26 protein-coding genes are annotated in these 26,972 nt (G+C 44.8%); 14 read left to right on the top strand and 12 right to left on the bottom strand.

Annotated features, from left to right (window positions below; genetic code table 11):
- Window positions 1–156: 156 nt before the first annotated feature.
- Window positions 157–303 (top strand): hypothetical protein, encoded by a 147-nt coding sequence (locus ACVBIL_RS08995; RefSeq protein ID WP_447166728.1) that lies wholly within the window; start codon window positions 157–159, stop codon window positions 301–303.
- A gap of 80 nt (window positions 304–383) precedes the next feature.
- On the opposite strand, the gene ACVBIL_RS09000 is transcribed toward ACVBIL_RS08995, so the two are convergent.
- The 4 genes from ACVBIL_RS09000 to ACVBIL_RS09015 form a co-directional block, all read right to left on the bottom strand.
- A complete protein-coding gene (locus tag ACVBIL_RS09000) occupies window positions 384–854 on the bottom strand; it encodes an FKBP-type peptidyl-prolyl cis-trans isomerase (RefSeq protein ID WP_447166643.1) in 471 nt (156 codons plus the stop codon).
- Between the two features lie 320 nt (window positions 855–1,174).
- Complete coding sequence (locus tag ACVBIL_RS09005) at window positions 1,175–1,792, bottom strand: DUF1294 domain-containing protein (protein WP_447166644.1); 618 nt, start codon at window positions 1,790–1,792, stop codon at window positions 1,175–1,177.
- Between the two features lie 116 nt (window positions 1,793–1,908).
- Window positions 1,909–2,202, bottom strand: a complete 294-nt coding sequence (locus tag ACVBIL_RS09010) for an ArsR/SmtB family transcription factor (protein ID WP_447166645.1) — start codon at window positions 2,200–2,202, stop codon at window positions 1,909–1,911.
- Window positions 2,203–2,314: 112 nt separating this feature from the next.
- Window positions 2,315–2,806 carry a hotdog fold domain-containing protein gene (locus tag ACVBIL_RS09015; RefSeq protein WP_447166646.1) on the bottom strand — a complete coding sequence of 164 codons (492 nt, stop codon included), beginning with the start codon at window positions 2,804–2,806 and terminating at the stop codon, window positions 2,315–2,317.
- 208 nt (window positions 2,807–3,014) lie between these two features.
- On the opposite strand from ACVBIL_RS09015, the gene ACVBIL_RS09020 reads away from it, so the two are divergent.
- The 4 genes from ACVBIL_RS09020 (at window position 3,015) to ACVBIL_RS09035 (ending at window position 6,921) form a co-directional block, all read left to right on the top strand.
- Window positions 3,015–3,932 carry a DUF368 domain-containing protein gene (locus ACVBIL_RS09020; RefSeq protein WP_447166647.1) on the top strand — a complete coding sequence of 306 codons (918 nt, stop codon included), beginning with the start codon at window positions 3,015–3,017 and terminating at the stop codon, window positions 3,930–3,932.
- 140 nt (window positions 3,933–4,072) lie between these two features.
- Window positions 4,073–5,029, top strand: coding sequence for a YbgA family protein (locus ACVBIL_RS09025; protein WP_447166648.1), 957 nt, complete (start codon window positions 4,073–4,075; stop codon window positions 5,027–5,029).
- Between the two features lie 28 nt (window positions 5,030–5,057).
- A complete protein-coding gene (gene phrB, locus ACVBIL_RS09030; protein ID WP_447166649.1) occupies window positions 5,058–6,506 on the top strand; it encodes a deoxyribodipyrimidine photo-lyase in 1,449 nt (482 codons plus the stop codon).
- A 214-nt stretch (window positions 6,507–6,720) separates the two neighbouring features.
- Window positions 6,721–6,921 (top strand): hypothetical protein, encoded by a 201-nt coding sequence (locus tag ACVBIL_RS09035; RefSeq protein WP_447166650.1) that lies wholly within the window; start codon window positions 6,721–6,723, stop codon window positions 6,919–6,921.
- A gap of 235 nt (window positions 6,922–7,156) precedes the next feature.
- On the opposite strand, the gene ACVBIL_RS09040 is transcribed toward ACVBIL_RS09035, so the two are convergent.
- The 5 genes from ACVBIL_RS09040 to ACVBIL_RS09060 all read right to left on the bottom strand — a co-directional run bounded on the left by ACVBIL_RS09040 (window position 7,157) and on the right by ACVBIL_RS09060 (window position 12,260).
- Window positions 7,157–7,501: a DUF3634 family protein gene (locus tag ACVBIL_RS09040; RefSeq protein ID WP_447166651.1), complete on the bottom strand. Its 345-nt coding sequence runs from the start codon at window positions 7,499–7,501 to the stop codon at window positions 7,157–7,159.
- A 448-nt stretch (window positions 7,502–7,949) separates the two neighbouring features.
- Window positions 7,950–8,684, bottom strand: coding sequence for a TorF family putative porin (locus tag ACVBIL_RS09045; RefSeq protein WP_447166652.1), 735 nt, complete (start codon window positions 8,682–8,684; stop codon window positions 7,950–7,952).
- A 167-nt stretch (window positions 8,685–8,851) separates the two neighbouring features.
- Window positions 8,852–9,223: a cupin domain-containing protein gene (locus tag ACVBIL_RS09050; RefSeq protein WP_447166653.1), complete on the bottom strand. Its 372-nt coding sequence runs from the start codon at window positions 9,221–9,223 to the stop codon at window positions 8,852–8,854.
- 78 nt (window positions 9,224–9,301) lie between these two features.
- Complete coding sequence (locus tag ACVBIL_RS09055; protein WP_447166654.1) at window positions 9,302–10,807, bottom strand: CoA-acylating methylmalonate-semialdehyde dehydrogenase; 1,506 nt, start codon at window positions 10,805–10,807, stop codon at window positions 9,302–9,304.
- A gap of 112 nt (window positions 10,808–10,919) precedes the next feature.
- On the bottom strand, window positions 10,920–12,260 hold the full coding sequence (locus tag ACVBIL_RS09060; RefSeq protein WP_447166655.1) for an aminotransferase class III-fold pyridoxal phosphate-dependent enzyme: 1,341 nt from the start codon (window positions 12,258–12,260) through the stop codon (window positions 10,920–10,922).
- A gap of 278 nt (window positions 12,261–12,538) precedes the next feature.
- On the opposite strand from ACVBIL_RS09060, the gene ACVBIL_RS09065 reads away from it, so the two are divergent.
- Window positions 12,539–14,038 (top strand): aldehyde dehydrogenase, encoded by a 1,500-nt coding sequence (locus ACVBIL_RS09065; RefSeq protein WP_447166656.1) that lies wholly within the window; start codon window positions 12,539–12,541, stop codon window positions 14,036–14,038.
- 71 nt (window positions 14,039–14,109) lie between these two features.
- On the opposite strand, the gene ACVBIL_RS09070 is transcribed toward ACVBIL_RS09065, so the two are convergent.
- Both ACVBIL_RS09070 and ACVBIL_RS09075 read right to left on the bottom strand, forming a co-directional pair.
- Entirely contained in the window at window positions 14,110–14,892 is a 783-nt protein-coding gene (locus tag ACVBIL_RS09070) for a response regulator transcription factor (protein ID WP_447166657.1), read from the bottom strand.
- A 150-nt stretch (window positions 14,893–15,042) separates the two neighbouring features.
- A complete protein-coding gene (locus tag ACVBIL_RS09075) occupies window positions 15,043–16,866 on the bottom strand; it encodes a cytochrome c3 family protein (protein ID WP_447166658.1) in 1,824 nt (607 codons plus the stop codon).
- A gap of 278 nt (window positions 16,867–17,144) precedes the next feature.
- On the opposite strand from ACVBIL_RS09075, the gene ACVBIL_RS09080 reads away from it, so the two are divergent.
- The 3 genes from ACVBIL_RS09080 (at window position 17,145) to cyaB (ending at window position 19,572) form a co-directional block, all read left to right on the top strand.
- Window positions 17,145–18,311: a MerR family transcriptional regulator gene (locus ACVBIL_RS09080; protein ID WP_447166659.1), complete on the top strand. Its 1,167-nt coding sequence runs from the start codon at window positions 17,145–17,147 to the stop codon at window positions 18,309–18,311.
- Between the two features lie 35 nt (window positions 18,312–18,346).
- Window positions 18,347–18,883 (top strand): GNAT family N-acetyltransferase, encoded by a 537-nt coding sequence (locus tag ACVBIL_RS09085; protein ID WP_447166660.1) that lies wholly within the window; start codon window positions 18,347–18,349, stop codon window positions 18,881–18,883.
- A 134-nt stretch (window positions 18,884–19,017) separates the two neighbouring features.
- Entirely contained in the window at window positions 19,018–19,572 is a 555-nt protein-coding gene (gene cyaB / locus ACVBIL_RS09090; protein WP_447166661.1) for a class IV adenylate cyclase, read from the top strand.
- A 76-nt stretch (window positions 19,573–19,648) separates the two neighbouring features.
- Here cyaB and ACVBIL_RS09095 read toward each other — a convergent pair whose 3' ends face one another.
- Window positions 19,649–20,956, bottom strand: coding sequence for an NAD(P)/FAD-dependent oxidoreductase (locus ACVBIL_RS09095; protein WP_447166662.1), 1,308 nt, complete (start codon window positions 20,954–20,956; stop codon window positions 19,649–19,651).
- A gap of 243 nt (window positions 20,957–21,199) precedes the next feature.
- On the opposite strand from ACVBIL_RS09095, the gene ACVBIL_RS09100 reads away from it, so the two are divergent.
- From ACVBIL_RS09100 to potA, 5 genes are all read left to right on the top strand, one after another.
- Window positions 21,200–21,748, top strand: coding sequence for a cupin domain-containing protein (locus ACVBIL_RS09100; RefSeq protein ID WP_447166663.1), 549 nt, complete (start codon window positions 21,200–21,202; stop codon window positions 21,746–21,748).
- Window positions 21,749–22,257: 509 nt separating this feature from the next.
- On the top strand, window positions 22,258–23,019 hold the full coding sequence (locus ACVBIL_RS09105) for a gamma-glutamyl-gamma-aminobutyrate hydrolase family protein (RefSeq protein WP_447166664.1): 762 nt from the start codon (window positions 22,258–22,260) through the stop codon (window positions 23,017–23,019).
- 2 nt (window positions 23,020–23,021) lie between these two features.
- Window positions 23,022–24,371 (top strand): glutamine synthetase family protein, encoded by a 1,350-nt coding sequence (locus tag ACVBIL_RS09110; RefSeq protein ID WP_447166665.1) that lies wholly within the window; start codon window positions 23,022–23,024, stop codon window positions 24,369–24,371.
- 250 nt (window positions 24,372–24,621) lie between these two features.
- Window positions 24,622–25,722: a polyamine ABC transporter substrate-binding protein gene (locus ACVBIL_RS09115; protein WP_447166666.1), complete on the top strand. Its 1,101-nt coding sequence runs from the start codon at window positions 24,622–24,624 to the stop codon at window positions 25,720–25,722.
- 103 nt (window positions 25,723–25,825) lie between these two features.
- Window positions 25,826–26,962 carry a polyamine ABC transporter ATP-binding protein gene (gene potA, locus ACVBIL_RS09120; protein WP_447166667.1) on the top strand — a complete coding sequence of 379 codons (1,137 nt, stop codon included), beginning with the start codon at window positions 25,826–25,828 and terminating at the stop codon, window positions 26,960–26,962.
- The last annotated feature ends 10 nt before the right edge of the window (window positions 26,963–26,972 follow it).

The following is a 26,972-nucleotide window of genomic DNA, read 5'->3' on the forward strand; positions in this document are numbered from 1 at the left end:
TTATACAAGAGTATATGACTGAGAATGGCCCAGTGTGGTTTACAAAGCCAGCTCACTCAATTGACGACCCATTTGGCTACGAAGCGTAAATTGCTAAGCTAGATTATCAAAGAGTCATCAAAGACGCCTCGTTATAAGTAATGAGGCGTCTTTTTTATGTCGCAAGGGTTATGTGTACCGGGTAAGTTTGGCGTGCGCCATGAAGACCCTCTATTTATACAAGAGTATATGACTGAGAATGGCCCAGTGTGGTTTACAAAGCCAGCTCACTCAATTGACGACCCATTTGGCCACGAAGCGTAACGTTTCAAATTAATTTCAAACACAAAGCCCGAATAGCTAACTATTCGGGCTTTGTTTTCTCGGACAAATAGCCAGTTCGATTAATCGATACTGATTAGCTCAACATCAAAAATTAGGGTTGAGCCACCTGTAATTTTGCCTGCACTGCGATTACCGTATGCCAACTCACTTGGTATAAAGAAACGTGCTTTCTCACCCACAACCATTAGCTGTACACCTTCAGTCCAGCCCTTGATTACGCGATTAAGCGGAAATGCGATGGGCTCGCCACGTTCAACTGAACTATCGAAAACACTGCCATCAATTAACGTACCGTGGTAATGAACGGTAACTGTGTCACTGGCTTTTGGATGCACTGTGCCGGTACCGGGTTCAAGTACTTGGTACTGCAAGCCCGATGCGGTCGTTGTCACAGCTTCTTTTAGTTTGTTCTCGGCTAAAAAGGCGCTACCGATAGCGATGTTTTCTTTGGCCGCTTTTTGGTTGTTCATCGAGGAGAAAAAGTAAAACACAACACAAGCAATTACCACAACAGCTAAAACCACTTTCATTTTTGAGTCACCTTATTTTTATTGGACGGTCTATGATAGCGAATCGCTATCTAGAGGTAAATCACGCCAAGAGTTGATAGCGTCTATTTGGAAAATACACAGCAGTTTTACGCCAATGCTCACTTTTCAGATAGTACCGTGGTAGATGTGACTTTAGATGCAAACAGGAAAAGTGATAACCCACAGAGGATCACCATCTAAACCGGTAATGCTAGAGCTGGGGAGGGGATGGGCGCAAGCCCAGCCGATGCGGCGAGCGTATCTGCAACTTACCAAGAGTCAACTGACAGTCTAGTGTTAGGCTGCGTTTTATGTTTCTGCTAGTGTAATAGCGAGCTAAATTCAGGTGTATGAACGAAATAAATCAGCGCTATGTTCAAGCTGACCGTTAACCATAAGACGAGTTTAAAACGGCCTTTAGCCGATTTATGCCTTAGCCACTGCTGGGCGAGCAGTGCGCCGGGCCAGCCGCCAATTAAGCTTAACAGATGCAGTTTATATTCACTGACGCGCCAGCGATTCTTACGTGCAGCGCGTTTATCCCAGCCGTAAGCGATAAATGTCACTAGACTCGCAGAGATAAAATAGAGCAATAGCCAGAGGGGAATATGTTGCTGTGAGTAGCCGATACTCAAGATACTGATAAAGCCTAACGCGAGCCCAATGCTGAATCGATTGCGTGAACTGGCGATTTTCCGGCTCGATGTTACCGCGCCGCCGCTGAGTAATTTGGCTTTTTCGGCGCGCCACTTTCCTTGCTTATCTTTAATCTGATGAAACTGGACTCGATTGCCCGCTTGTGGCCGTAGGCTCTTATTGGCTAAAGCAGAGACATGTAAAAATACCTGCTGTTTTTGCTCTGGAATTTGGATAAAACCAAAGCCCTTTGCATCATCCCAACTGTCTATTGTGCCAAGGGTTATGTTAGCTTTTGTCATCGAGTTCTATCTGCTTCTATTTACGGCCAAGTGTTTGGTTAACTCGTGCTTTTTACTTCCCGCTTTTGCTTTGCCAATCGCTCTTGTGGTCAGTGAAATCGTTTACTGTAAACGAGTTAACAAGACTCGTCTGAGCAGCACTCTTCTTGTAAGAACTGAATCAAGCCTTCTAAACAGTCAAATTGTGGGATGCAGTGCAGTACACGCCCCTCTCTGTGCTGTTTGACTAAGCCTGCTGACATCAAACTAGAAAGATGATGAGACAAGGTGGAATTTGGGATCTGTAATGACTCTTGTAATTGGCCGACGGGGAGCCCCTTACGGCCCGCTTTTACTAGGCATCTAAATAGCGTTAACCGAGTCGGATGACCTAATTCTTTTAAGGCTTTTGCTGCTACTTCGGTGTTCATATGCTTACTCACAAACAATAAATTCGTTTCGGTATTATTCGAAATAATAGCAGGAATACACTGACCGACAAGTGTTATTTTTATCGGTCCGCAAATCTGTTGTGATAGTGGCTTACTTCTTGGTGGGTTTTTCTGAGATCCATAATTTAATGGTGCCTTGCACAACCACAACACCCTCTGAATCATAGGCTGTAACAGGCACTAGCATGTTGCCGGCAATCCATTGCTCAGGTTTAACTTCGGCAACACATGTAATATCGCTACCCGCTTTTGCTGTGTAATCAACACTCATGCCTTTGGGGATCCATCTAAGATGGTGCGGAATCGATGCTTCGGCCATTACGCCCATAGCCATCTCTAAACCATTACAGATCGCAATAACATGTACGGTTTGAATATGGTTATGTACCGCTTTGCGTTTTTTTATCTGGCAGACACAACGATTGACTTTTAAGTCACTGATGATGGGCTTTACTGTGGCAAAGTAAGGTGCCATTCGGCTAACCATTAACGAAAAAATCTTGTTGCCAAAAGGGAGTCGAGTGACACGGTTATACAGTGACATGACTTTGGTGGGCTTATTATTAGTATTTAGATTGCTCATCGTTTCCTTGTCCTATTGCATCTATGATCCTGACTGGTCGGATGAGGTTAACATTGAATTAACATCAATTGCCAGTAGCAGATTAATCTTAATATCTAAGCCACTTGGGTAGAGTTAGAAAGATAAACTGCAATTCATTTCCTTTTTAATAGAAATGAGACGTATAATTTCGCTCGATAAAAAAGATTTCAGTGAATTAAGGATTAAAGTGAATTATTTACAGACCTACCTGAAAGGGATGGCAATGGGGGCCGCCGATGTGGTTCCTGGCGTTTCGGGCGGTACTATCGCCTTTATTACTGGGATTTTAGACCCGCTACTTGAAAGCATTAAAAAGATTAGGCCATCTTTATTGGCTGTGGTTAAAGAGCAAGGTGTTAAAGCGGCATTTATGCACATTAACGGGCCGTTTTTGGTGTGTGTATTTGGCGGGATTTTAACCAGCATCCTTACCTTGGCTAAATTGATCACTTATCTGCTAGATACTCATCCAATTCCTGTTTGGTCGTTTTTCTTTGGTCTTATCGTTATCTCTGTTGTGCACATGCTTAAGCAGGTACGGGGGATCACCCTAGGACGTTTAGTATTATTTGTTTTAGGCGTTGTTTTTGCGTGGGGTATTACCATGCTAAACCCTATAGCGCTTGAAATGACTTATCTGAATGTCTTTCTTGGTGGCTGTATTGCGATTACCGCAATGATTTTGCCAGGGATTTCTGGCAGCTTTATATTGTTACTCTTGGGGTTATATACGCCAGTGATTGGCGCAGTGAAGAACTTTGACATCGCGATTATGGCGACCTTTGCCGCAGGTGCGGCAATCGGCATACTCAGTTTTAGTCACGTATTGTCAGCGCTGCTGAGAAAGTATCATGACGCCACGTTGGTATTTTTAACGGGCTTGATGCTGGGTACCTTAGGTAAAATTTGGCCTTGGAAAGAGGTGCTGACTTTTCGCGAAAACTCAAAAGGCCAAATGGTGCCTCTTGATGAGCGTATCATTTCGCCAATGCAGTATGAACATGTTACCGGTCAACCTTCGTTGGTGATCTATGCCGTTATCGCCATGTTTGCTGGTATTTTATTGGTATGGGGCTTGGAGCGTTTTGCACAAAAGAGCCGTTAAGCAGACAGCCAGTTAAGTAAGTACTTGAAACGCCAGCATAATAGCTGGCGTTTTTATGTGTCCTTATAAATAAAATTGTAGCAAAAGTGAACTTTGTGTAAGTTGGAAATATAAGTACTTCTTAATGTAGGAGTTTGACCATGAGCCAATTTAATCCAGATAAGATCCAAATCGGAATTAGTGCCTGTTTACTCGGAGAGAAAGTACGTTTCGATGGTGGTCATAAAGCGTCGAGCTATTGCTGTAAAGAGATAGCAGAGCATTTTCATTACGTGCCTGTTTGCCCTGAAATGGCGATTGGTATGGGGGCGCCAAGAAAATCGATTCGCCTTGAAAAAGACGGTGACGTCATCTTTGTAAAAAGCGCAGATGGTTCGGTGGATGTGACTGACAAATTGAACGCATTTAGCGAGAAAAAAGTTGAACAATTGGATTTTTTGGGCGGTTATATCCTGTGCGCTAAGTCACCGACTTGTGGTATGGAGCGGGTGACTGAATATAAATATGGAACGAATAAAGGCTGGAAATCTGGCATTGGTGTTTACGCTAGAAAGTTAATGGAGCGATACCCATTATTGCCTGTTGAAGAGGAGGGGCGGCTGCATGACTTACGGATCCGTGAAAACTTCTTCACTCGCGTTTATGCCTATCATGACTGGCATTGCTTAAAAGTATCAGGCTTTACCAAAAGTAATCTCCTCGATTTTCATGCTCGTTATAAATATATGCTAATGGCACATAATCCCAAACTATATCGAGAACTGGGGCCTTTACTAGCCGACTTGACTGGCGACCTTGAGCAAATCGCCAACGATTACTTTACTGGCTTTATGCAGATCTTAAAGATCAGAGCGACCCGTAAAAATCACACGAGTGCGCTGCAGCATATCCAAGGTTACTTCAAGAAGCATTTATCGAGTGCTCAAAAGTCTGAGCTGAGCGAATCCATCCTTAAATATAACCAAGGCTTACAACCTATTTTGGTGCCGATGACGCTTATTAATCATTATCTAAGAGAGTTTCCAACGCCTTATATTGAAAACCAAGTCTATCTAAACCCGCACCCTCAAGAGCTAAAATTACGCTATGCCTATTAGAGATGATATTTGAACACAGGAGAGGCTAATGAGCGAGCATCAGCAACCATTTGGTCACGCCTTGATTTGGTTTAGAAATGATCTGCGTTTACAAGATAACCAAGCCTTAATGGCTGCTTGTGAGTATGCAAGCAGCCGCAGTGCCAGTGTCAGAGCGTTATTTTTAGCCACACCAACGCAGTGGCAAGCCCATGATGTTGCACCGATCCAATTAGACTTTATTGAAAGGCAGCTTAACTCGCTTGCTGTTGAGCTCGCCAAGCTTGGGATCCCTCTCGATGTTTGTCATCTAGAGACCTTCGATGAGATCCCTCAATGGTTAGGCGAGTACATCAATGATTGGCAGATTGAAAAAGTCTTTGCCAGCAGTGAGCCAGAATTTAACGAGCAGCAACGAGATCTTGCTGTCGCAGCATCCGGGATTAATATTGAGCTTTACCAGCAGCATTGCCTGCTGGCACCACTTAGTGTGCTTAATCTATCGGGGGCGATGTATAAGGTTTTTACCCCGTTCGCTAAAAAGTGGCGTCAAATTGCGGCACAAGATCAGATAACGACTTTAGCTAAGCCACAAGCGGTATCGGCAGCGCTACCTAAACCTAATCACTTAAACTTGCATTGTGAAAAACAGTCAAGCCAAGCATGGACTGCGGGTGAGGAAGCAGCTCAAGAGCAGTTACGTCAATTTGCAAACCACAAGTTGGTCGACTACCAAAAGACACGAGACTTTCCCGCGCTTGATGGAACCAGTCAAATCTCCGCATATCTGGCGATAGGCGTGCTTAGCCCGCGCCAATGTGTGCAAGTATTGCTGAGCCATTTTCCAGATGCCCTCGTTCACGATGAAAGTCCCGCTCGATGTTGGCTCAATGAGCTCATTTGGCGTGAGTTTTACCGTCATCTGCTGGTGGCTTTTCCAAGACTATCCAAGCAGGGCAATTTCAACCTTCTCGCCAATAACATTGCTTGGCGTAATAATCCGCAAGAATTTCAAGCCTGGTGTGATGGGCGCACCGGTTACCCACTGGTTGATGCGGCTATGCGGCAACTCAATCAAACGGGCTGGATGCATAATCGCTTACGTATGGTCACTGCGAGTTTTTTAACCAAGCATCTGCTTATCGATTGGCGTTGGGGGGAGGGGTATTTTAAACAAAAGTTGATCGATGGTGATTTAGCGGCGAATAACGGCGGCTGGCAATGGTCTGCGGGGACAGGGTGTGATGCTCAGCCCTATTTTAGGGTGTTTAATCCTATTTCTCAGTGCGAAAAGTTTGATCCAACAGGCGCTTTCATCCGTAAGTATTTACCTGAGTTAGATGGCGTGGATTTGAAATTAATTCATAAGCTTAAAATACCATTATCTGTGCAGATTGTTGATAATAGTGTTTATGTGTCACCCGTTTATGTACCGCCTATAGTCGAGCACAAGTTTGCTAGAAATAGAGCTATCGCCGAATTATCCGTGCTAACGTGATTGTTGCTATGGATTATTAATCGCAGTGATATAAACAAGTTCGGAGTGACTGTGGCAGAGGTGACGCTAGTGATATCTACTTAATTGAGAGACTCAATAATTGCGGCTTAGTGCAGCTGTAGTACTCGTTCTAATTCTAGTACGGGATTGAGTATGGCTTGAGTTTACTCTACTTTAGTTGAAAGGATTTTATGATATGAAGTAGGGATAAATGATGAAAATGCTTCTTAGTGTGTGTCTGTTTGCGCTGTGTGGTTGTGGGGCAAATGCCAGTTATAGTGTATCAGCAAGCTCAAGTGATGATGTGATGTCAGCGAGACAAGCGCCAATCATGTCTGACAATACACCAATAATAAATGATGAGTTAGTTAAAGAAACCGAGCAGAAAAAGAACAGCGAAAAGCAAGATAACTAGTGCTGCCACCAAGGGTGAAAATATAGCTGAGAGGGCTGAATTTGCAGGGGCGCTCTACTACATTGAAGCGATTGCATTTAAGCCACTATAGCTAAACCATTACAATTTAGCGACTACAACTAAGCGGCTATAACTAAGTAGTATAGCTAAGTGGTATAGCTAAGTGGTATAGCTAAGCTACATATAGTTAAGGCCTTCATTTAACAGTGTGAAGGCCTACAGGTATAAGATTCGTTTATGAGGCTTTACGGCTGTTATCGACCTGCTTTTTATCGTAATACTCAAACGGAAATACATTTCTAATACGCTGAGTAATGGTATCGCTGACATTGGCTGATATATGTAAACGCACATCACCCAGTTTTTCAGCTCTCACTGTACAAGTCAGCTTATTTGATTTCGCAATAGCGCGACATTCTTTAGCAAACTTTTCTGGGATCTTGCCTGTATGGGAAACTAATCGACCTTCTTTAAAGTGCATTTCAAACAAGGTTAATCCTTTTTTACCACTGAAGATAAGCTTGTAAACAATGAAAATGGCAATAGCAATAAACACAATTTTAAGTAGGGTTGGAGTCATGCGCTTTCCTTTTATTTCTATTAACAATAAGCCCTAAAGTTAAGATACTCCTGCTAGGTCATATTTTAAAGTGTATTAGATCACTTGATTGATAATTTTCCGTGATCCAGACTATGTTGAATAAGCCAAATGGATGGCAGTCATGGATGTTAAGGAAAACACATTATGTCGATATCGAGTGCTGAGTGATGGATTGAGATCTGCGAAACACAGGCTAAATTGCTCGAAAAACTAAGTCGCACCTTTCCCGAACGTAATCAGGCTCACAGCGAGTTAAATGAGCGGTGGCGTACGGTTGGCGAGCAAATCAGCCCCGATGAAGCGGTAGCGAATCCTTTAAAGTGGCAGTGCTGCTTAAATTAACCTTATCAGTATTAAAATGAAAAACCGCCATCAGGCGGTTTTTTATTGGGAGGGAAGCTGTCTAGGCTAGCGTTAACGGTTTAGCTTAAAATGCATAGCTTACAGTGGCTAGCACTGTGCCGTCGTTTCTCCATGGCTCTTTCGAGTCGATGATGTTGTCACTGCTTAAGTTGGTATCTAGCCAAGCGAGTGACAGACCTACACCGCCAAGCTCAGTAGAGACTCCGATAGAGTAATCGACATAATCTTCACCCCAGTCACCCATTTCTACATCATTGACGCCTTCACCGTAGCTGTAACCCACGTGGGCATCGATGCTCCAGTTCTCAAAGATCTCGTATGAGTAGTTAAGCTCGGTGTAGTTTAGTGATAGATCGGCATTGCCATAGTTATTGGTGTACCACTGAGCGAGGTGGAAGCCGCTATAGTAGATACCAACATTTGCTTCTAAGTAACCAGTGTTTTCATCTTGTCCTGGATAGCTGTAGTAAGTTAGCGTTGCGTCGTATTCCCACTCTTCATCGGCTCCGAACGCGCCCCAGTAACCGGCATAAATATCAATCTCTACATCGGCGTCATAGCTATCTTTATCAACATTACTCGCCCAAGCACCAAAGAAAAGACCATTTTCTAGACTGTAATCTAAGCTGCCTTGGACCGCGAAGTCACCCGCAGTTTGTGACACACCGCGGAAGCGGTAATCGTTAGTAACACCTATCTCGCCAGAAAACTCGGCCTGAGCCATAGGAGCCAGTAGCGCTGTTGAAAGCGTTAGGCCGACAATCTGGGCGATCCGTTTGTTATTGAGTTTTTTATACACGGTAGTTTCTCCATTTTACTATGTTGACTTTGATGCTCTATTTTAAGTCTTATACCAATCCTTTTCGGAGGGGTGGTGTTAAGCATCTTTGGTTTTGCCAAACAGCAGCATAATGCTACGACCTCATGGCTGATAAGCGATTTTCTAGTGCCTTATACCTATCGGTATTACTGCGTGCTAGCTTCGAAAATCACATATACCTTACGGCAGTTATCTAGCACCTCCCAGGTGCCTTCAAACCCTGCAGGAATGACAAATCTGTCACCCGTTTTCACCGTTATGCTGTGACCATTGTTATCGGTGACCTTACTGGCTCCCGACAAAATCTCACAATATTCATGTTCGCTATAGGCAACTTTCCAAGTGCCTATATCGCCTTGCCAAACCCCGGCATGAAACTGGTCACAATCGCTTGAGTAGTGGTTTTGCAACTCTTGCCCCGGGTCTCCCGCCAGCACTTTTTCTGCTTCGAGTTTATAGCGCTCTATCGCGGTATTGAGCTGGGTAAAATTAACGATTGAATCTATGTGTTGAACCATTAGTGCTTCCATTTACAGTTGGTAATTACAGCTAAAGCTAAACGAAAAAAGCGCGGCCTAAGCCACGCCTCTTTATATTTACTTCATCGTCGGCATCACAAAGTCAGCCTTAGCGCCACCTGCACTTTTTTGCGTCGACTGCGGCCAACGTGCTGTAATGGCTTTGCGCTTGGTATAAAAACGCACCCCATCAGGGCCGTGCATATGCAGTGGACCAAACAGTGAGCGTTTCCAGCCGCCAAAACTATGGAACGCCATCGGCACTGGAATCGGCACATTCACTCCGACCATGCCTACTTGGACGTTATGGCAGAAGTGACGCGCAGCCTCACCACTTTGAGTAAAGATGGCAGTGCCGTTACCAAATTCATGATCATTTATCAGTTGCAGTGCGTCGGCATAATCTTTTACCCGAACAATGGCGAGCACTGGGCCAAAAATCTCTTCTTTATAGATGGTCATCTCTGGGGTGACATGATCAAATAAGCAGCCACCTAAGAAATAACCTTGCTCGTGATCGGCAACAGAGAGTTGTCGTCCATCGGCAAGGAGCTGTGCACCTTCAGCCACGCCAGTCTCGACATACTTGCTTACTTTCTCTAAATGTTGAGCCGAGATCAGCGGCCCCATATCCATCTCTGGTGTGACGCCATTGCCGACTTTAAGAGCTTTGATCTGTGGTAGTAGTTTTTCAACTAATGCATCACCAGAATCCCCGACTGCAAGCACCACTGAGATTGCCATACAACGCTCGCCCGCACTGCCATAGGCTGCGCCCATTAAGGCACCTACAGCTTGATCAAGATCGGCATCTGGCATCAGTAGCATATGGTTTTTAGCGCCGCCGAGCGCTTGAACGCGCTTGCCGTGTGCCGATGCAGTTGAATAGATATATTCTGCTATTGGTGTAGAGCCAACAAAACTCACCGCTTGCACATCTTTGTGCGTGAGTAGAGTATCAACGGCTTCTTTGTCACCGTTAACGACGTTAAACACGCCTTTAGGTAGACCAGCTTCGGTCAGTAATTCGGCTAGGCGCATCACAGAGCTTGGGTCTTTCTCCGATGGCTTCATAATAAAGCTGTTGCCGCATGCAATTGCAATGGGGAACATCCACATAGGCACCATTACAGGGAAGTTAAATGGCGCAATACCAGCAACGACGCCAAGTGATTGGTTGAGCGTCCAAGCATCAACGCCGCCACCAACCTGCTCGGTATGCTCGCCTTTTAAAAGGTGCGGAATACCACAGGCAAACTCTACGACTTCAAGGCCACGAATGATTTCGCCCTTGGCATCGTCGAGCACCTTGCCGTGCTCACGAGTGATCAGCTCTGCTAGTTCATCAATGTTGGCTTCGACTAAAGCTTTAAACTTAAACAGTACACGAGAGCGGTTAAGTGGCGTCACTTTGGACCATGATTCATGGGCTTTTTTAGCCAGTTCAATCACGCCAGCCACTTCGGCTGCACTGGCAAGGGAGACCGTGCCACGTTGCTCACCCGTTGCAGGTTCAAAAAAAGCCTGAGTGCGCTGACTTGGCGCCGAGTGAGCGCCGTTAATGTAATGGTTAATCGTATGCATAACGCAAAATCCTAATTCTTATTCCCTAAAGGGAGATCATTGTGTTTATGGGTAATGATTTGGCTATTGCTTTGCGCTGCAATTGTGCAAAGCTCGGCAATAGGCAAAGAGATTAACCGACTGCCCTAATTGCATCGCTAAGGGTATTAACGATTTGATCAATTTGTTGTTTGTCGATAATAAGTGGCGGTGAAATAGCGATAATATCGCCAGTGGCACGCACTAAGGTGCCAGCTTCAAAGCAATGTTCAAAGATGCCAAACCCGCGCTTACCTATGCCTTTATCGCTAGGGGCGAACTGAATGCCTCCAACAAGACCTGTGTTGCGAATATCAATCACATTCGGTAGGTCTTTTAAGCTATGCACGGCATCTTCGAAATAGCCTTCTAGCTCCTTGGTTCGCTCAAACAGCTTCTCATTTTCATAGATATTAAGGGTGGCAATCGCTGCTGCGGCCGCAACTGGATGGCCGGAATAGGTATAACCGTGAAAGAGCTCAATGGCATTTTCAGGACCTTGCATACAGGTATCGTAAATATTGTCATCAACCAAAACCGCGCCCATTGGAATTGCGCCGTTATTGAGTGCTTTGGCTGTGGTGATCATATCGGGTATCACGCCCCAACGCTGACTGGCGAAGGCGTCGCCTACACGGCCAAAGGCTGTAATGACTTCATCAAAAATAAGTAAAATACCGTACTTGTTGGTGATTTCGCGAAGCTTTTGTAGGTATCCCTCTGGTGGCAAAATAACCCCAGCAGAACCAGACATTGGCTCAACAATCACTGCGGCGATGTTTTCAGCACCGTGCAGGGCAACGAGTTGCTCTAGTACTTCTGCTTTTTCTGCACCGGTCTTAGGCATACCACGGCAAAAGGCATTGCCTTTCATGTCTAAGGTATGAGGTAGGTGATCGACACCCTGTAGCAGCTGCTGGTTAAAAGTCTTACGATTATTACCTATGCCACCAACAGAAATACCGCCAAAGCCCACACCGTGATAGCCAAGCTCGCGGCCAATAAAGCGGGTTCTAGTGGCTTGGCCATTAGCGCGGTGGTAAGTGAGGGCAATTTTTAAGGCACTGTCTACCGACTCAGAACCAGAGTTAGTAAAGAAGGCTTTATTTAATCCTTTAGGGCTAATTTGCGCTAAGCGCTCTGCTAGTTCAAAAGCTAAAGGGTGGCCCATCTGAAATGATGGCGCATAGTCCATCTGATGAATTTGTTTACTGACCGCTTCTGAAATTTCTTTACGGCCGTGTCCGGCGTTACAGCACCACAAACCTGCTGTACCGTCTAATATGGGGCGACCTGCAACGTCTTTATAATACATACCTTCGGCATGGGCGAGCATTTTTGGACTCGACTTAAACTGCCTATTTGCCGTGAAAGGCATCCAGTAATGTTCTAATGACTGCGTATCGCGTTGATTGTGCATCTGTGGATCTGCCATATCATCTACCTTGATTCAGTTTCATTATTGTTTTTGTTATCTGTTGCTTTTTTGGGCAAGCGGTCGATATTTGCTATGCTATGTCAGAAATAATGAACATGAAAGCTTTTTGTGCATTTATTTGTAGCAAAAATGAAGTTTTTGTAAAATATATTGAAATTATGATGCTAATAAGCGTAATCTTTAGCCACACCTTTTTGTGGTAATTTGCCTATAGATGGCGTGTTAACCACATTAACCCTCATTCTAATTATTATATTCAGTGTTAAGAGGTCTTCATGAGCACACCAGAAAGTCGTAGTCAGTGGCAAGCGTTAGCAGATTCTATGTCGATAAACGGTTCAGCCTTTATTGCGGGCGAGTACCTTGATGCGCAGTCTAAGCAAACTTTTGACTGTATCAGTCCGATTGATGGCAAGGTCTTGGCTAAAGTTGCAAGTTGCGATGAGGCCGATGCCAATATTGCAGTTAACAATGCCAGAGAAACTTTTGAGGCAGGTATGTGGGCAAATCAGGCGCCCGTTAAACGCAAGCAAGTGATGATACGTTTTGCCGAATTGCTAGAGCAAAATGCCGATGAACTCGCGCTACTTGAAACCTTAGATATGGGTAAACCTATCCAATACGCTAAGGCGGTTGATGTAGCTGGCGCAGCTAGAGCTATCCGTTGGTCTGGCGAGGCAATTGATAAAATTTACGATGAGATAGCCCCAACTGCGCACAATGAGATAGGCATGATCACTCGAGAAACTGTGGGTGTTGTCGCGGCGATAGTACCGTGGAACTTCCCGATGCTAATGGCGTGCTGGAAGCTCGGTCCAGCTTTAGCGACAGGTAACAGCGTGGTATTAAAACCCTCAGAAAAGTCTCCCCTTACCGCTATTCGCATGGCGCAACTTGCTGTTGAAGCCGGACTTCCAAAAGGCGTGTTAAATGTGCTGCCCGGTTTTGGTCATACCGTAGGTAAAGCGCTGGCACTGCATATGGATGTGGATACCTTAGTATTTACCGGCTCGACTAAGATTGCTAAGCAGTTGATGATCTACGCGGGTGAGTCAAACATGAAGCGCGTCTGGTTAGAGGCGGGTGGTAAGAGCCCGAATATTATCTTTAATGATGCGCCAGATCTGAAAAAGGCCGCCGAGGCCGCGGCCTGTGCAATTGCCTTTAACCAAGGTGAAGTCTGCACCGCGGGCTCGCGCTTGCTGGTGGAGTCAGGCGTAAAAGATGAGCTTATCGCCTTGATAGCCGAGGAGCTTAAGGGCTGGACGCCGGGGCATCCGCTCGATCCTACTACCACTTCAGGTGCCGTTGTCGATAAGCAGCAGCTAGATAATGTGCTGGGCTATATTCAGTCGGGAATCGATGAAGGCGCGACCTTAAATCATGGCGGCTCTCAGGTGATGCAAGACACTGGCGGCGTGTATATTGAGCCGACTATCTTCTCGGATGTTGATAATAAGATGACCATAGCTAAAGAGGAGATTTTTGGACCTGTGTTATCAGTGATCACTTTCGATGGCATGCAGCAGGCGATTGAGATCGCTAACGACACCATTTATGGGCTCGCTGCAGGTGTGTGGACATCAGACATTAATAAGGCGCACAAAACCGCGAAAGCACTTCGCAGTGGCATGGTGTGGATAAACCACTATGATGGCGGTGATATGACAGCGCCATTTGGTGGTTATAAGCAGTCGGGTAACGGCCGAGATAAGTCGCTACATGCATTTGATAAGTACACCGAAATTAAGGCTACTTGGTTGGTGTTAGAATAAACTTAGCGCAATCTACACTAACAGCCACCAGCTTGAGTCCTGCTCATCTAGGTGGCTGTTTATTTTAGGCGTTAGATAACGGTGTTAAGCACGCCGTATTGATAGGCTTTACTCACTAAGTTTGTACGATTCTTGGCATCTAAAGTGGTGCGCGCACGGTCAAGATGATAGTTAACTCCTCGCTCGCTCATAAATATTTGTTTCGCTATCTCTTCACTAGAGTAACCCTGTGCGACTAAGTCTAATATTTGAATACAGGTTGGTGATAGTACTCTGAAATTAATCAAAGGGTTGATAGATTTCAGTGCCAAGGAGTTAAAGGTGTCCGCAAACTCAACTAACAACTGCTCAAAGTTCTCACCATCGCGAGTTAGACGCGAACTGATCTCTTCATATGAGAGTGGGGAAAATAGGTTATACATACCAAGCCAGCTCTTCTGGTTTTTCAGTGGCAGATAAAATGTCAGTCGACTAGCAATTTGATAGCGGTTGAGTAGCTGCTCAAAGTTGGCTTGTTGGCGTTGTGGGACGCTATTACTCGGCCACAAATAAGGGTTATGAGATTTACGAATTGAGGGGGCGCAGCAGGCAAAGCCTTTATCTTTTTTTGAAAATCGGCAAAGAAACTCTTCTCGGTACTGAAGGACCTCGGAGTCAGAAGCTACCGCAAAGCGCATTTTATTAATATTGACGGCTTTAGAGAAAGTTAGCAGCTCGCGAGTTTCTTGGGATTCTGAGTCACTTTCACATGGCAGGATACAATAGTAGAAGCGAGTAAAGCCAAAGTGAGAGAGTTGCTTTTTAAAGTCTTCAATAATGAAGTGATTTACCAATTGACTCGGTTTAGCTGGCATTATTTGACACATCCTTAATAAAAGAGAGAGCCTAGCCACTCTCTTAGTTAATCTACATCGCTTATTTGCCTTATGAGTAAGCTCATCCCTGAGCTTACAGTGATTATCGCGCGAGCAGCCCGGTAATCACTCAACAATATTTAGCGCGAGTTAATGCTTTTCGACGTGACAAGTTAAACAGCTTTCAGGCTCTTTAAACTGAGTCTCTAGTCCAAAGTAATCATTCTTGGTGGTGTAGGCATCGCCATGACTCTCTAGCGTTTGAGCATGACAGAAGCCGCAGGTCAGTAACTCACCATGGCTATCAGGGGCACCGTTGTTACCATGGCACTCTGCGCATTCCCAAGGAGCCATTTTTTCCACCACATGGCTATTACTCGGATCGTGGCAAGTACTACAATCTGGGATCTTCCAGCCAAAGTGCGTCTCGGTTAGTGGCGCTCTAGCTTGGCTGATATCTTTGATTAAGCTTGCATCAATCTCTGGCGCATCTGTATCACAACCCGAAGTAGCTTGTTGATCGCCATAACCATTACCAAATGCGGCGCCCACATAGTTGATATACTCAGGGCTGTAAATGATCATCGCATCGCCAGTTAAGTGCGGATCGTTACCACCGAATGGCAGGCCGAATTTTATGTAACCGCGGCCAGCAGGATTATGGTTTTCAAACTTCTCACCAGGGCCATAGTTATGGGCGCGATAACCGAGAACACCTGGAATATTACCATAACAGGCTTCGCGATACTCTTCACCCATATCGGTTCGAGAGCCACACATCACCCATTGATACAGGCCATTCTGGCGACCCGAATCCATGTAGTTTTCCCACTCTCCCGTGGTGTGCACAAAGCCACAAGAGCCGTTGTTAGTGTATCGCTCGTTAACGACGTTTCCAAGATCATCGCGGCCGTTAAAGGTGATCGCTGTCGCAACATAGCCCTGTACGTTAGCGTTGGTACTTAGACGAGGCCAGTAACTATAGTCGATGGTTAAGTCTTCGCGTTGCTCATCAAGTGATAACCATGCGTCGAGCTCGGTGATCACGCCAGGTTGGTAGATGTCGGTACGTAGGTTATGGGCCTTTACTTCAACGTTCTTAAATACGACGCGTTGATTTGGAACCAGTACCTCACCAGTGGCAGAGTATTGTGCTGGTTTAAAGTCGATGACCATTTCTGGGATGATCACTTTGCCGCCATTTTGCGCCATGCGATCCATCTCTTTCTGGTACTTCTTCTTACGGATCTCCATTTCACCAGGCTCTGCTGGCATGAGTACGATACTCATCTCGTTCTTTAGAGGGTGATGATCCATGCGGAAGTAAATCTCTTCCTCTTTGTAATACAAACCCTTAGTGTCAAAATCTCCGGCGTCCTTATCTTCCCATACGCTTGGAGCGACTAAGTATTTCCAACCTTGCCCTTCTGTCTGACCGAGACTTTCTTGGTCAACAGCTTCTGGAAGGCCTTTAATCCCTTCAATAGCGGTAATAAAGTGGGTATTTAGGGCTTCATTTTTATCAATCTTGATATCTATGCCATATTTCTCGCCAGCCCAAACTAGTAGATCCATGACTGAGCCGCGGCCTGGTTGGAACAGATCAGGACGCATAGTGTCGATATTAACGCCAGACATATTAATTGCTGTTGGTGGCAGTAGGTAATCAACCTTTAGCCCAAGGGCTGCGGCTTCCTCTTCCAACTTAGATTTCACCACACCTTCGATTTGAATCGGCTTAGCGCGGGTGTCACTCGAACCATCTATTGGGCTAAAGCCTTTAACAATTGATATTTGAATGACTTTATTAACCTTTTGCTCATCGGCTAATGGACCACCAAAGACACTGTCAGGTTTGACAATCGGTGGTGGCTCAGGCGTCACGGGAGGCGTTGGATTGGAGTTGTCGTCGCTACCACAAGCTGTGATTGCTAAGCTTAAGGCTATTAAGCTCGCTAAGCGGGTGAGTTTCATTCATCATTTCCTTACTGTTATTTTTGTGGTGTAAGGATAGAAGTTGTATCTATGGCTTAGCACTAGTAAAAATACCAGTCTAGGACAGCAGTGTGATTTGGGTCTTAGGCTGTTAATTAATGCGTGCTAAGACAGATTGTTATGACCAAATTCTCTTTTGTGCCAACCTGATTTACACCCCTTGAAAATCAGTCTTAATAGATAATGTCAGACACGTTTGTCTTGACCTGTCTAAGGCTTCATAGTTTATGGTGCACTCATCAAATAGAGGAAAGCCCATGTACCGAATTTCTGAGCTAGCACTCAAAGTTGGTTTAAGCCGCTCGACCCTACTGTATTACGAAAAGCTGGGGTTAATTTCGGCGAAGCGCCAAGCCAATGGCTACCGAAGCTACTCTGAGCAGGATATCCAGCGTTTAAAGCTATTGCAGCAGCTACAGGCGGGAGGACTGACCCTAAAAGAGTGTCTAAGCTGCTTAGAAAGCCGCATCGACAGGGAGCTACTACTTCAACGCCTAAAGGTGTTGGATGATGAGATCGCTCAGAAACAGCAGGCCAGAGAGTTACTTGGTGCGATGCTCGGCATGAGGTCGATGCGAGAGTGGCATCAAGCGACAGAAATGCAGGCTCCTGATGCACATCTAGAGTGGTTGATGAAGCAGGGCTTCGATGAAAAACAGGCTTTGAGATTGAAATGGTTATCAAAAGATATGAATGAACATGAGCAGTATATGGCAGATTTTGAGCTGATTTTTGACGGGTTAACAAGATTCGGCCCAGGTGCAGAAACTGACTCATTAACAGCACTAAAGGCTGTTTCGCTTAACTCGGGGGAACTGTTAGAGGTTGGCTGTGGCAAAGGTGTAGCTACTCGGGTGTTGGCTCAGCATTCTGAATTTGTCATCACTGCGCTAGATAATGATGAGTCTAGCCTGAGCAGTTTAAAGCAGAGCTTGAGTCAAGGGCTCGCTCAACGTGTGAAAACCGTGTGTACAAGCATGACTGAAATGCCTTTTACAAAAGCCGAGTTTAACGTTATCTGGAGCGAAGGTAGTGCTTATATCATGGGGGTAGAGCAAGCTTTTAAAAATTGGAAACCATTGCTCAAGCCCCAGGGGTATTTAGTCATCAGCGATCTAGTTTGGAGTACAGATACTCCCAGCGATGAATTGAGAGCATTTTGGCAACAAGAATACCCAGATATGGTCACTGCAAACCAGCGTATTGAGCAGGCTAAACAGGCTGGCTATGAGTTGATTGATAGCTTTGCACTCAGTGAGCAAGCTTGGAGTGAATATTATCAGCCGCTTCAAACCCGTATTGATGAGTTAGCGCCTTTAATGCCGAACTCAAAGGCGCTGGTAGACATTAACAAAGAGATCGAAATAGCGGCTAAGCGGCAGGATGAGTTTGACTATCAAATGTTGATTTTACAGAAGATTTAATAACTCCCGATTATAAGATTATTAGGAAAATAGAGATGAAGTTTTTACAGTGCAACACAGATAACGCCAAAGAGATCTCGCATCTTTTCAATGAAACCTTTAGCGCCTCCGAAGGCGCTGATGAAGGTAAGGTCATTGGTGAGTTAACCACAGAGCTAATGAGCACCACAGCTAGTGATGACCTGTTTATCTTTGTTGCAAAAGAAGAGGATAAATTAGTTGGTAGCATACTGTTTTCAAGGTTAACCTTTGAAAATGAGATCAATGCTTTTATTTTATCACCAGTAGCAGTTCATCCAGACTTTCAACGTCAGGGCGTGGGTCAAAAACTGATTAGATTTGGCTTAGAAACCTTAGTGGAGGCTGGTGTAGAACTTGCGTTTACCTATGGCGATCCAAACTACTACTCAAAAGTGGGCTTTCAACTTGTTAGCGAAGACTTGGTTAAGGCGCCTCAGCCTCTGACTTATCCTGAAGGCTGGATAGCTCAATCTCTAAAGGGCGAACAACTACAGGCTATTAGCGGTAACACTCGTTGTGTGGCAGCCCTAGATAAAGCTGAATATTGGTAATAATATTAAAGGTATAGCGCTGTCTTTAGTTATCCATTATCTTCAATAATGCTGAAAGTTTTAACTCTATCGCTAATTGCTGAAAAGAAAACAGATATTATTTCTGTAAGTAGATGATACGAGAGCCGCAACCCATGAGTCACGAGCATTTTAAAGGTCAGTTTGAAGTCGAGCTAAAGTACCGCTTGGCGTGCAAGGCCGCATTCTTAGAGGTATTGAGTTCGATAGAGCATGAAGTCATGTTTGAAGATAACATCGAGTCAGATTGTTATTTCGATACTAAAGAACAGTGGCTTTTATCCCAGAATAAAAGTGTCTGCATACGAGAGTGTGAGCCATCGGGTATCAAGCTTTGGATAGTAAAAGGGCCGCAAGCCGATCGCTGTGAAGCGACCAATATTACAGATGCTCACAGTGCTAAGAGCATGCTGAAAAATATGGGCTATGAAGTGTGTCTAGAGATGAAGAAGCAACGCAGTATCTACTTCGTCGGCAAGTTTCATATCACAGTGGATCACTTAGCGGGGATTGGCGACTTTGCCGAAATTGCCATTATGACTGATGATGAATTTGCATTGAGCCGCTATAGACGTGAATTGATAGGATTAGCTAAGGAGCTAGGCTTAAGTGAGCAGATGTTAGAGTTGCAATCATATCGCCAGCTACAAGAGGCGTTGTTGGCAATATAGCCGAGTAAAAGCGGACATGATGTCCGCTTTGTGCTTTTAAGCTAACTAGCAGCTTACCGCTGGTTGAGTTTTCAGCCTAGAAGATATCCTTAAATCTATGATAAAGCATGCCCATAGCTAACATTGGCGAGCGTAGGTGCGGCCCGCCAGGAAAGGTCATATGGGGGACTTTGTCGAAGATATCGAAACGTTCGGCTTGGGCGGTAATCGCCTCGGCAATTAACTTTGCCGCCATATGAGTGGTGTTAACGCCATGGCCTGCATAAGCCTGAGCATAGAAGATATTTTTGGCATCAGGCAAACGACCAATTTGTGGTAAACGGTTGGCGCCTATGCCCATCATGCCGCCCCATTCATAGTCGATTCGAACGCCTTTGAGCTGTGGAAATACTTTTTCAAGATTCGGCCTAAGTGCGGCTTCAATATCTTTGGGATCTTTGCCAGAGTAGGTACATAGGCCGCCAAATAGCAGTCGGTTATCTTCAGATAAATGGTAGTAATCCAAGTCGACTCTTAAGTCGGCAAAGGCCATGTTTTGCGGAATAATAGCATCACATTGCTCCTGCGTTAGCGGCTCAGTGGCTAAGATATAGGTACCCGCGGGTAACACTTTGCTGCCAATGTTTTCCTCTAGATCTAGGCCTAAATAGGCGTTGCCAGCCAACACTAGGTACTGGCAATTAACTTCGCCATGCTCGGTAATCACTTTGGGCTTATCGCCCTTAATGATCTTTTGTGCGGCGCTGTATTCATACATTTTTACGCCTAAGCTACGGGCAACTTTTGCTTCACCTAATGCCAAGTTTAGTGGGTGTAGATGGCCACTGGCCATATCGACCAGCGCGCCTTGATAAAAGTCCGATCCAATCACCTCACCGATGCGAGATTTGTCGAGTAAGGACATGTTATGGCCGTAACCTATATTGTTTAAATGTTCAAAATCCTCTTCAAGTTCCCTCATATGGCGAGGACGAATAGCTAAGTCGCAGTAGCCCATCTGTAAGTTACAATCAATATTGTGCTCAGCTACACGTTGCCTAACGATATCGACCGCTTCAAAGCCCATCTGTTCTATGGCTTTTACGCCTTCGCTACCAATAATATGTTTAAATTGACTAACGTCATGGCCAATGCCGCGGATAAGCTCGCCGCCATTACGACCCGATGCCCCCCAGCCTATACGTTTGGCCTCTAATAGCACGACACTAAAGCCTTTTTGCGCTAATTCTATCGCAGTATTAATGCCACTAAATCCGCCGCCAACTACACAGACATCGACATCTAATACCTCTTCTAATCGAGGCGATTTATGCAGTTCTTTAGCGGTTGCGAAGTAATAGGATGCGGGATATTGATCGCTATGCACCGGATTTTTAGTTGACATCTTTTCTCCAAATGTATGTTTTTATTGTAAATTGGACTTGTGACGATATATTCTATGTTATGTGAATAAATTATTTACAGATGTTCGTTATTTTTAACATGCTTTCCTGTAGAATACAAACTCACTCGGCGGCATTCACTTTGTTGTTTACTAAAAGCGGGTTCTAGTCCTGCCGAGAATACGTTGTATTGCTCTACACGTTGTTGGAGACAAAGAACGATTACTTCAATTAGGGGAAAGATTTTGGATATTGGAGAAAACCTTAAAAGGGTTAGAAAAGAGAAGGGCTTGTCTCAACGCGAACTTGCAAAACGCGCAGGTGTGACTAACAGCACCATCTCCATGATTGAGAAAAATAGCGTTAGCCCTTCGGTCAGTTCGTTGAAAAAGGTGCTTTCTGGCTTACCTTTGTCTTTAGTGGAGTTTTTTTCTATCGAAGATACGTCAGCCGCCGAGCAAAAAGTGGTGTACCGCAGTGATGAGCTATTAGATATCGGTGATGGTATGTTGGACTTTAAATTAATCGGTCGAGACTTTCCAAATCGCGCCATGTCAGTGATGAGTGAAACCTATCCGCCAGGTTCAGACACAGGTATTGAGATGCTTAAACATGAAGGCCAAGAAGCTGCAATGGTGATAGAAGGGCGATTAGAGTTGACTGTGGGTGAAGAAGTGTTTGAGCTAAAAGAGGGTGATAGTTATTATTTTAACAGCGAATTGCCCCATCGTTTCCGTAATCCATTTGAAGAGTCATGTCGAATTATCAGTGCGACAACTCCCGCTAATTTTTAGATCATTTCCACTGTCTTTGCTGTAACGCTAGCTTACCGGAGAGAGCATGACTCTTGACGGTCGCTAGCTAACTCACTCACTCGCTATCTACATCATTATCCTGCTATTTTTCGCTTATCTGACATTACTGGCTAGCTTAGGCAAGCTAATGCTGTTTTTATGCTCCCATGTAAATAATATAAAGCATTCGTTATGTGTGAATGTGAGCTTTATCAAACGTGTTAGTTATGCTTTTTACGCATAAAAACGCTATCTTTATGCATCTAGATACAAATGAAAATAAAACGCCGCTTACATAACTCTGTGATAATAAAGGGGTTGTTAAAATAATCTACATTTTTTAACATTACTCCAACTTAGCCTATTGCCTCCCTTATTGATTCCGTGTAGTGTGTGAAAAAATGAACATGCGCACAATAACTGTTCATTATTCGATATTTCGTAAATCAAGATAACAACTATTCAAAATAATTCTAAAAATTACGAAGATGAAGGATTGAAGGTGTTTTATGTCGGAAGTAGGGCTCGCAGTTGTCGGTGTGACGGCATGTAATCAGCAGTTAGGCTTGCACCCCTTTAATATAGTGGGTGAGAAGTATTTATTATCGATAGCAGATGCGACACAAGCTTGGCCATTAGTGATTCCTGCGCTAGGGCATTGCCCAGCAGAAACCATTCTTGCTCGTTTAGATGGAATACTTTTTACGGGCTCCCCATCAAATATAGAACCTCACCATTTTCAAGGTCCCGCAAGTGATGAAGGGACTCACCATGATCCCAAGCGCGATGCGACAACCTTACCGCTGTTAAAGGCGGCCATTGACGCAGGCGTACCTGTACTTGCCATTTGCCGCGGATTTCAAGAAATGAACGTTGTTTACGGCGGCAGTTTACACCAAAAGCTGCATGAGCTGGACGGGTTTATTGAACATAGAGAAGACAAAACGCAGTCGGTAGACGTGCAATATGGTATTTCCCACGAGGTTCAAATAGAACCTGGGGGACTGCTTCACGATGCATGGGGCCGCAGCTCTGCAGAGGTGAACTCTGTCCATACCCAAGGTGTAGATCGCCTAGGTGTTGGGTTGCGGCCAGAAGCATATGCAAACGATGGGTTGATAGAAGCATTTTCTGTCAACAATGCAAAGAATTTTGCACTAGGCGTGCAGTGGCATCCGGAATGGAAAGTACTTAATAGTCCTTTTTATACCGCCATTTTTGAAGCTTTTAATCAAGCATGCCAGCGCCGTGCAGCAAGCAGAGTGAAATAAATATGAAAAAGTTAGTCAGTTATTTAAAAGAACACAAAATTACCGAAGTTGAATGTGTCGTCTGTGATATGACAGGTATTGCCCGTGGCAAGATTGCGCCGGTAGGTAAGTTTATTGACGAGAAAGGCATGCGCTTACCTGAGAGTGTATTACTGCAAACCGTTACCGGTGATTATGTGGATGATGAGTCCTATGATGCCCTGCTTGATGAAGCGGATATCGACTTTGTCTGTGTACCCGATGAAAACGCGGTATTTAAGTTACCTTGGACCATTGAAGCCACTGCTCAGGTGATCCACGATACCTACGATAAGATGGGCAATCCTATCGAATTGTCTCCACGAAACTTACTTAAAAAAGTACTTAAATTGTACGAGGATAAAGGCTGGAAGCCTGTCGTAGCACCAGAGATGGAGTTCTATTTAACGCGTATCAATGAAGATCCGGATCAACCGCTTATTCCACCTATTGGTCGTTCTGGTCGCCAAGAGTCTGGTCGTCAGTCTTTTTCTATCGATGCGGCAAATGAGTATGACCCGTTATTTGAAGATATGTATGACTGGTGTGAGGAACAAGGTCTAGATATTGATACCTTGATCCACGAAGAAGGCACCGCGCAGATGGAGATTAACTTCTCCCATGGTGACGCACTGTCTTTAGCGGACCAAGTCTTTGTGTTTAAGCGTACCCTGCGCGAAGCTGCCCTAAAGCACAACGTCTGCGCCACGTTTATGGCAAAACCAATCACCAATGAGCCTGGCAGCGCGATGCACCTGCATCAGAGCATTGTAGATACCAAGTCAGGCAAGAATATCTTTTCCAATGAAGATGGCACTAAAAGCCCGCTGTTTTACAGCTTCATAGGTGGCTTGCAGAAGTTCATCCCTGAGCTATTGCCGCTATTAGCGCCAAACGTTAACTCATTTCGCCGTTTCTTACCGGGTGCATCTGCACCTGTAAACCTTGAGTGGGGCGAAGAAAACCGTACTTGTGGCCTACGTATTCCTGAGTCTTCACCACAAAACCTACGCATTGAAAACCGTATAGCTGGCGCCGATGCCAACAGCTATCTGTCGATTGCCGCCAGCCTTTTATGTGGTTACATGGGAATGGTTGAAGACGTTAAGCCATCAACTCCAGTGCAAGGTCGAGCCAATGAAACCCGTAGCGGTATCGCGCTGCCGTTAACGCTAGAGGAGTCTTTGGCTGTCATGGCTGAAAGCTCTGCATGTCGTGAGTATTTGGGTGACACCTTTACTAATGGCTATATCGCCGTCAAGCAAGCGGACTTAGAAAATTATCGTCAAGTGATTAGCTCATGGGAGCGAAAATTCTTATTGCTGACGGTATAACGCATTGTGGCAGAGTGATGTTTGGGGATGTTTCTCTGCCCTAAAGTGATGGAATAATTTAAAGGAAGTTACTCATATAGATAGCATTTTAAAGAGTGTTATCTATATGAAAGCTGTAAAGCAGTACCACACTGCCGATGCGGTTTTTCAGGTGTAGCATTGGTGAACAATAAGAAAGCCGACAATACGGCAACACAATGAATGGACAGCAGAGTTGCATTATCTGCTGCTACGCTAAATAGGAGAAAGCATGAAACTTTTTAAAAAGGTGACAACTCTTGCCCTCGTCACTGCAAGTGTACTGGCATCGACTACCGTATATGCAGAAGAAGTGGTTCGCGTTTATAACTGGTCTGATTATATTGCTGAAGATACGTTAGAAAACTTTCATAAAGAGACCGGGATTCGTGTCATTTACGATGTGTTTGATAGTAATGAAGTGGTAGAGGCTAAGCTGCTTTCTGGCCGCTCTGGCTACGATATTGTTGTTCCTTCAAACAGTTTCTTGGCTAAGCAAATTAAAGCGGGTGCATTTCAAAAGTTAGATTCGAATCAATTACCAAATCATAAGAATCTAAGCCCAGAGCTGATGACTCAGCTTGAATCTGCCGATCCGGGTAATCAGTATTCAGTGCCATACCTTTGGGGCACCAATGGTATTGGTTACAATGTCGATAAAGTTAAAGCGGTACTGGGTGAAGATGCACCAGTTGACTCGCTAGAGCTTATCTTTAACCCTAAGTACGCCGAGAAGGTTTCTCAGTGCGGTCTGTCTCTACTCGATAGTGCAGATGAGATGATCCCAATGGCACTGATTTATTTAGGGCTCGACCCAAACAGCACTAAAGCAGATGACTTTAAGAAGGCTGGTGAAGTCTTGGCGAAAGTACGCCCTTACATCACTTATTTCCACTCTTCACGTTATATTACTGACTTAGCAAATGGCGATATCTGTGTTGCGTTTGGTTATTCAGGCGACATCTTCCAAGCGGCGGCACGTGCTGAAGAAGCGGAAAATGGCAATGTTATCGAATATTCAATTCCTCAGGAAGGCTCAAACCTTTGGTTTGATATGTTAGCTATCCCAGCGGATGCGGCAAACGTTAAAAATGCGCATACCTTTATCAATTATCTACTTCGTCCAGAGGTGATTGCACCAATCAGTAACTACGTGGCATACGCCAACCCGAACGTACCTGCGTTACCTCTCGTTGATGAAGAAGTCCGTACTAACACTTCAATTTATCCAACAAAAGAAGTGCTAGATCGTTTGTATGTCGGTGATGTTCGTCCAATGAAGTCACAACGCTCATTGACTCGTGTATGGACCAAAGTGAAATCGGGCTATTAATCAAAGCAGGGCAAGGCATCGCCTTGCCCTTTTTGATCTAGAGCTAACAGATAAATTGATAAAGAAAGGGCTTTGAGCAAAAGCCCTTTGTTGGAGAAGTAATATGGCTAGTACCTTAGACGTCACCAATAACACCATTACAAAGACGCAGGGCGAAGTGCTACTTCAGATAGACAGGGTGAGTAAGCTATTTGATGAAGTGCGTGCAGTAGATGATGTCACGCTCAATATCAAAAAAGGGGAGATATTTGCATTACTCGGCGGTTCAGGTTCGGGTAAATCCACGTTACTGCGTATTTTGGCAGGATTTGAAAAACCATCAGAAGGGCGCATTTTTCTCGATGGTGAAGACATTACCGATATGCCGCCCCATGAGCGTCCTATCAATATGATGTTCCAGTCTTATGCACTATTCCCTCATATGACCGTGGCGCAAAATATCGCCTTTGGTCTTAAACAAGACAAGTTACCCAAGGCTGAAATTGAAGCCCGTGTACAAGAGATGTTAAAGCTGGTGCACATGGAATCTTACGCCAGACGTAAACCTAATCAGTTATCCGGTGGTCAGCGTCAACGTGTAGCTTTAGCGCGATCGTTAGCAAAACGTCCTAAGTTACTGCTTCTTGACGAGCCTATGGGAGCGCTAGATAAAAAGTTGCGTACTCAGATGCAGCTTGAGGTGGTGGATATTCTTGAGGCTGTGGGCGTAACCTGTGTGATGGTAACCCATGATCAAGAAGAGGCCATGACCATGGCTGGGCGTATTTCAATCATGAATGAAGGTTGGATTGCACAAACGGGGTCGCCAACCGATATTTATGAAAGCCCAAATAGCCGTATGGTGGCTGAGTTTATTGGCAGCGTGAACCTGTTTGAGGGAGAAATTGTTGAAGATAGGGCTGACCATATTATGATTGAAAGCCCAGGTTTATCGCAGCAGATTTTTATTGCTCACGGCGTTTCGACCAGTGTTGAAGATAAAACGGTTTGGGTTGCGGTGCGCCCAGAGAAGACGCGTATCACCCGAGAACAACCTCAAGGTGAGCATAACTGGTCTAGTGGTGTAGTTGAAGATATCGCTTACTTGGGGGGCATCTCTGTGTACTACATCCGTCTACCTAACAAACAGCTTATTCAAACAATCATGACTAACCGAGATCGTCGCTCCGACCCTCCTACATGGGAAGAAGCGGTTTTCATTAGCTGGGAGGCCACCAGCGGAGTGGTCCTTAGAGCATAAGGAATCGATC

The sequence above is a fragment of the Shewanella sp. 125m-7 genome, from assembly GCF_052977045.1.

Bases quoted from the DNA above. Each gene is read 5' to 3' on its own strand.
- ACVBIL_RS09075 (WP_447166658.1), bottom strand. From the start codon at position 16,866: ATGAAACTCACCCGCTTAGCGAGCTTAATAGCCTTAAGCTTAGCAATC.
- ACVBIL_RS09085 (WP_447166660.1), top strand. From the start codon at position 18,347: ATGAAGTTTTTACAGTGCAACACAGATAACGCCAAAGAGATCTCGCAT.
- ACVBIL_RS09035 (WP_447166650.1), top strand. From the start codon at position 6,721: ATGAAAATGCTTCTTAGTGTGTGTCTGTTTGCGCTGTGTGGTTGTGGG.
- ACVBIL_RS09050 (WP_447166653.1), bottom strand. From the start codon at position 9,223: ATGGTTCAACACATAGATTCAATCGTTAATTTTACCCAGCTCAATACC.
- ACVBIL_RS09105 (WP_447166664.1), top strand. From the start codon at position 22,258: ATGTCGGAAGTAGGGCTCGCAGTTGTCGGTGTGACGGCATGTAATCAG.
- ACVBIL_RS08995 (WP_447166728.1), top strand. From the start codon at position 157: ATGTCGCAAGGGTTATGTGTACCGGGTAAGTTTGGCGTGCGCCATGAA.
- ACVBIL_RS09115 (WP_447166666.1), top strand. From the start codon at position 24,622: ATGAAACTTTTTAAAAAGGTGACAACTCTTGCCCTCGTCACTGCAAGT.
- cyaB (WP_447166661.1), top strand. From the start codon at position 19,018: ATGAGTCACGAGCATTTTAAAGGTCAGTTTGAAGTCGAGCTAAAGTAC.
- ACVBIL_RS09110 (WP_447166665.1), top strand. From the start codon at position 23,022: ATGAAAAAGTTAGTCAGTTATTTAAAAGAACACAAAATTACCGAAGTT.
- ACVBIL_RS09040 (WP_447166651.1), bottom strand. From the start codon at position 7,501: ATGACTCCAACCCTACTTAAAATTGTGTTTATTGCTATTGCCATTTTC.
- ACVBIL_RS09055 (WP_447166654.1), bottom strand. From the start codon at position 10,807: ATGCATACGATTAACCATTACATTAACGGCGCTCACTCGGCGCCAAGT.
- ACVBIL_RS09010 (WP_447166645.1), bottom strand. From the start codon at position 2,202: ATGAACACCGAAGTAGCAGCAAAAGCCTTAAAAGAATTAGGTCATCCG.
- ACVBIL_RS09065 (WP_447166656.1), top strand. From the start codon at position 12,539: ATGAGCACACCAGAAAGTCGTAGTCAGTGGCAAGCGTTAGCAGATTCT.
- ACVBIL_RS09080 (WP_447166659.1), top strand. From the start codon at position 17,145: ATGTACCGAATTTCTGAGCTAGCACTCAAAGTTGGTTTAAGCCGCTCG.
- ACVBIL_RS09005 (WP_447166644.1), bottom strand. From the start codon at position 1,792: ATGACAAAAGCTAACATAACCCTTGGCACAATAGACAGTTGGGATGAT.
- ACVBIL_RS09025 (WP_447166648.1), top strand. From the start codon at position 4,073: ATGAGCCAATTTAATCCAGATAAGATCCAAATCGGAATTAGTGCCTGT.
- ACVBIL_RS09070 (WP_447166657.1), bottom strand. From the start codon at position 14,892: ATGCCAGCTAAACCGAGTCAATTGGTAAATCACTTCATTATTGAAGAC.
- ACVBIL_RS09060 (WP_447166655.1), bottom strand. From the start codon at position 12,260: ATGGCAGATCCACAGATGCACAATCAACGCGATACGCAGTCATTAGAA.
- ACVBIL_RS09095 (WP_447166662.1), bottom strand. From the start codon at position 20,956: ATGTCAACTAAAAATCCGGTGCATAGCGATCAATATCCCGCATCCTAT.
- ACVBIL_RS09015 (WP_447166646.1), bottom strand. From the start codon at position 2,806: ATGAGCAATCTAAATACTAATAATAAGCCCACCAAAGTCATGTCACTG.
- phrB (WP_447166649.1), top strand. From the start codon at position 5,058: ATGAGCGAGCATCAGCAACCATTTGGTCACGCCTTGATTTGGTTTAGA.
- ACVBIL_RS09000 (WP_447166643.1), bottom strand. From the start codon at position 854: ATGAAAGTGGTTTTAGCTGTTGTGGTAATTGCTTGTGTTGTGTTTTAC.
- potA (WP_447166667.1), top strand. From the start codon at position 25,826: ATGGCTAGTACCTTAGACGTCACCAATAACACCATTACAAAGACGCAG.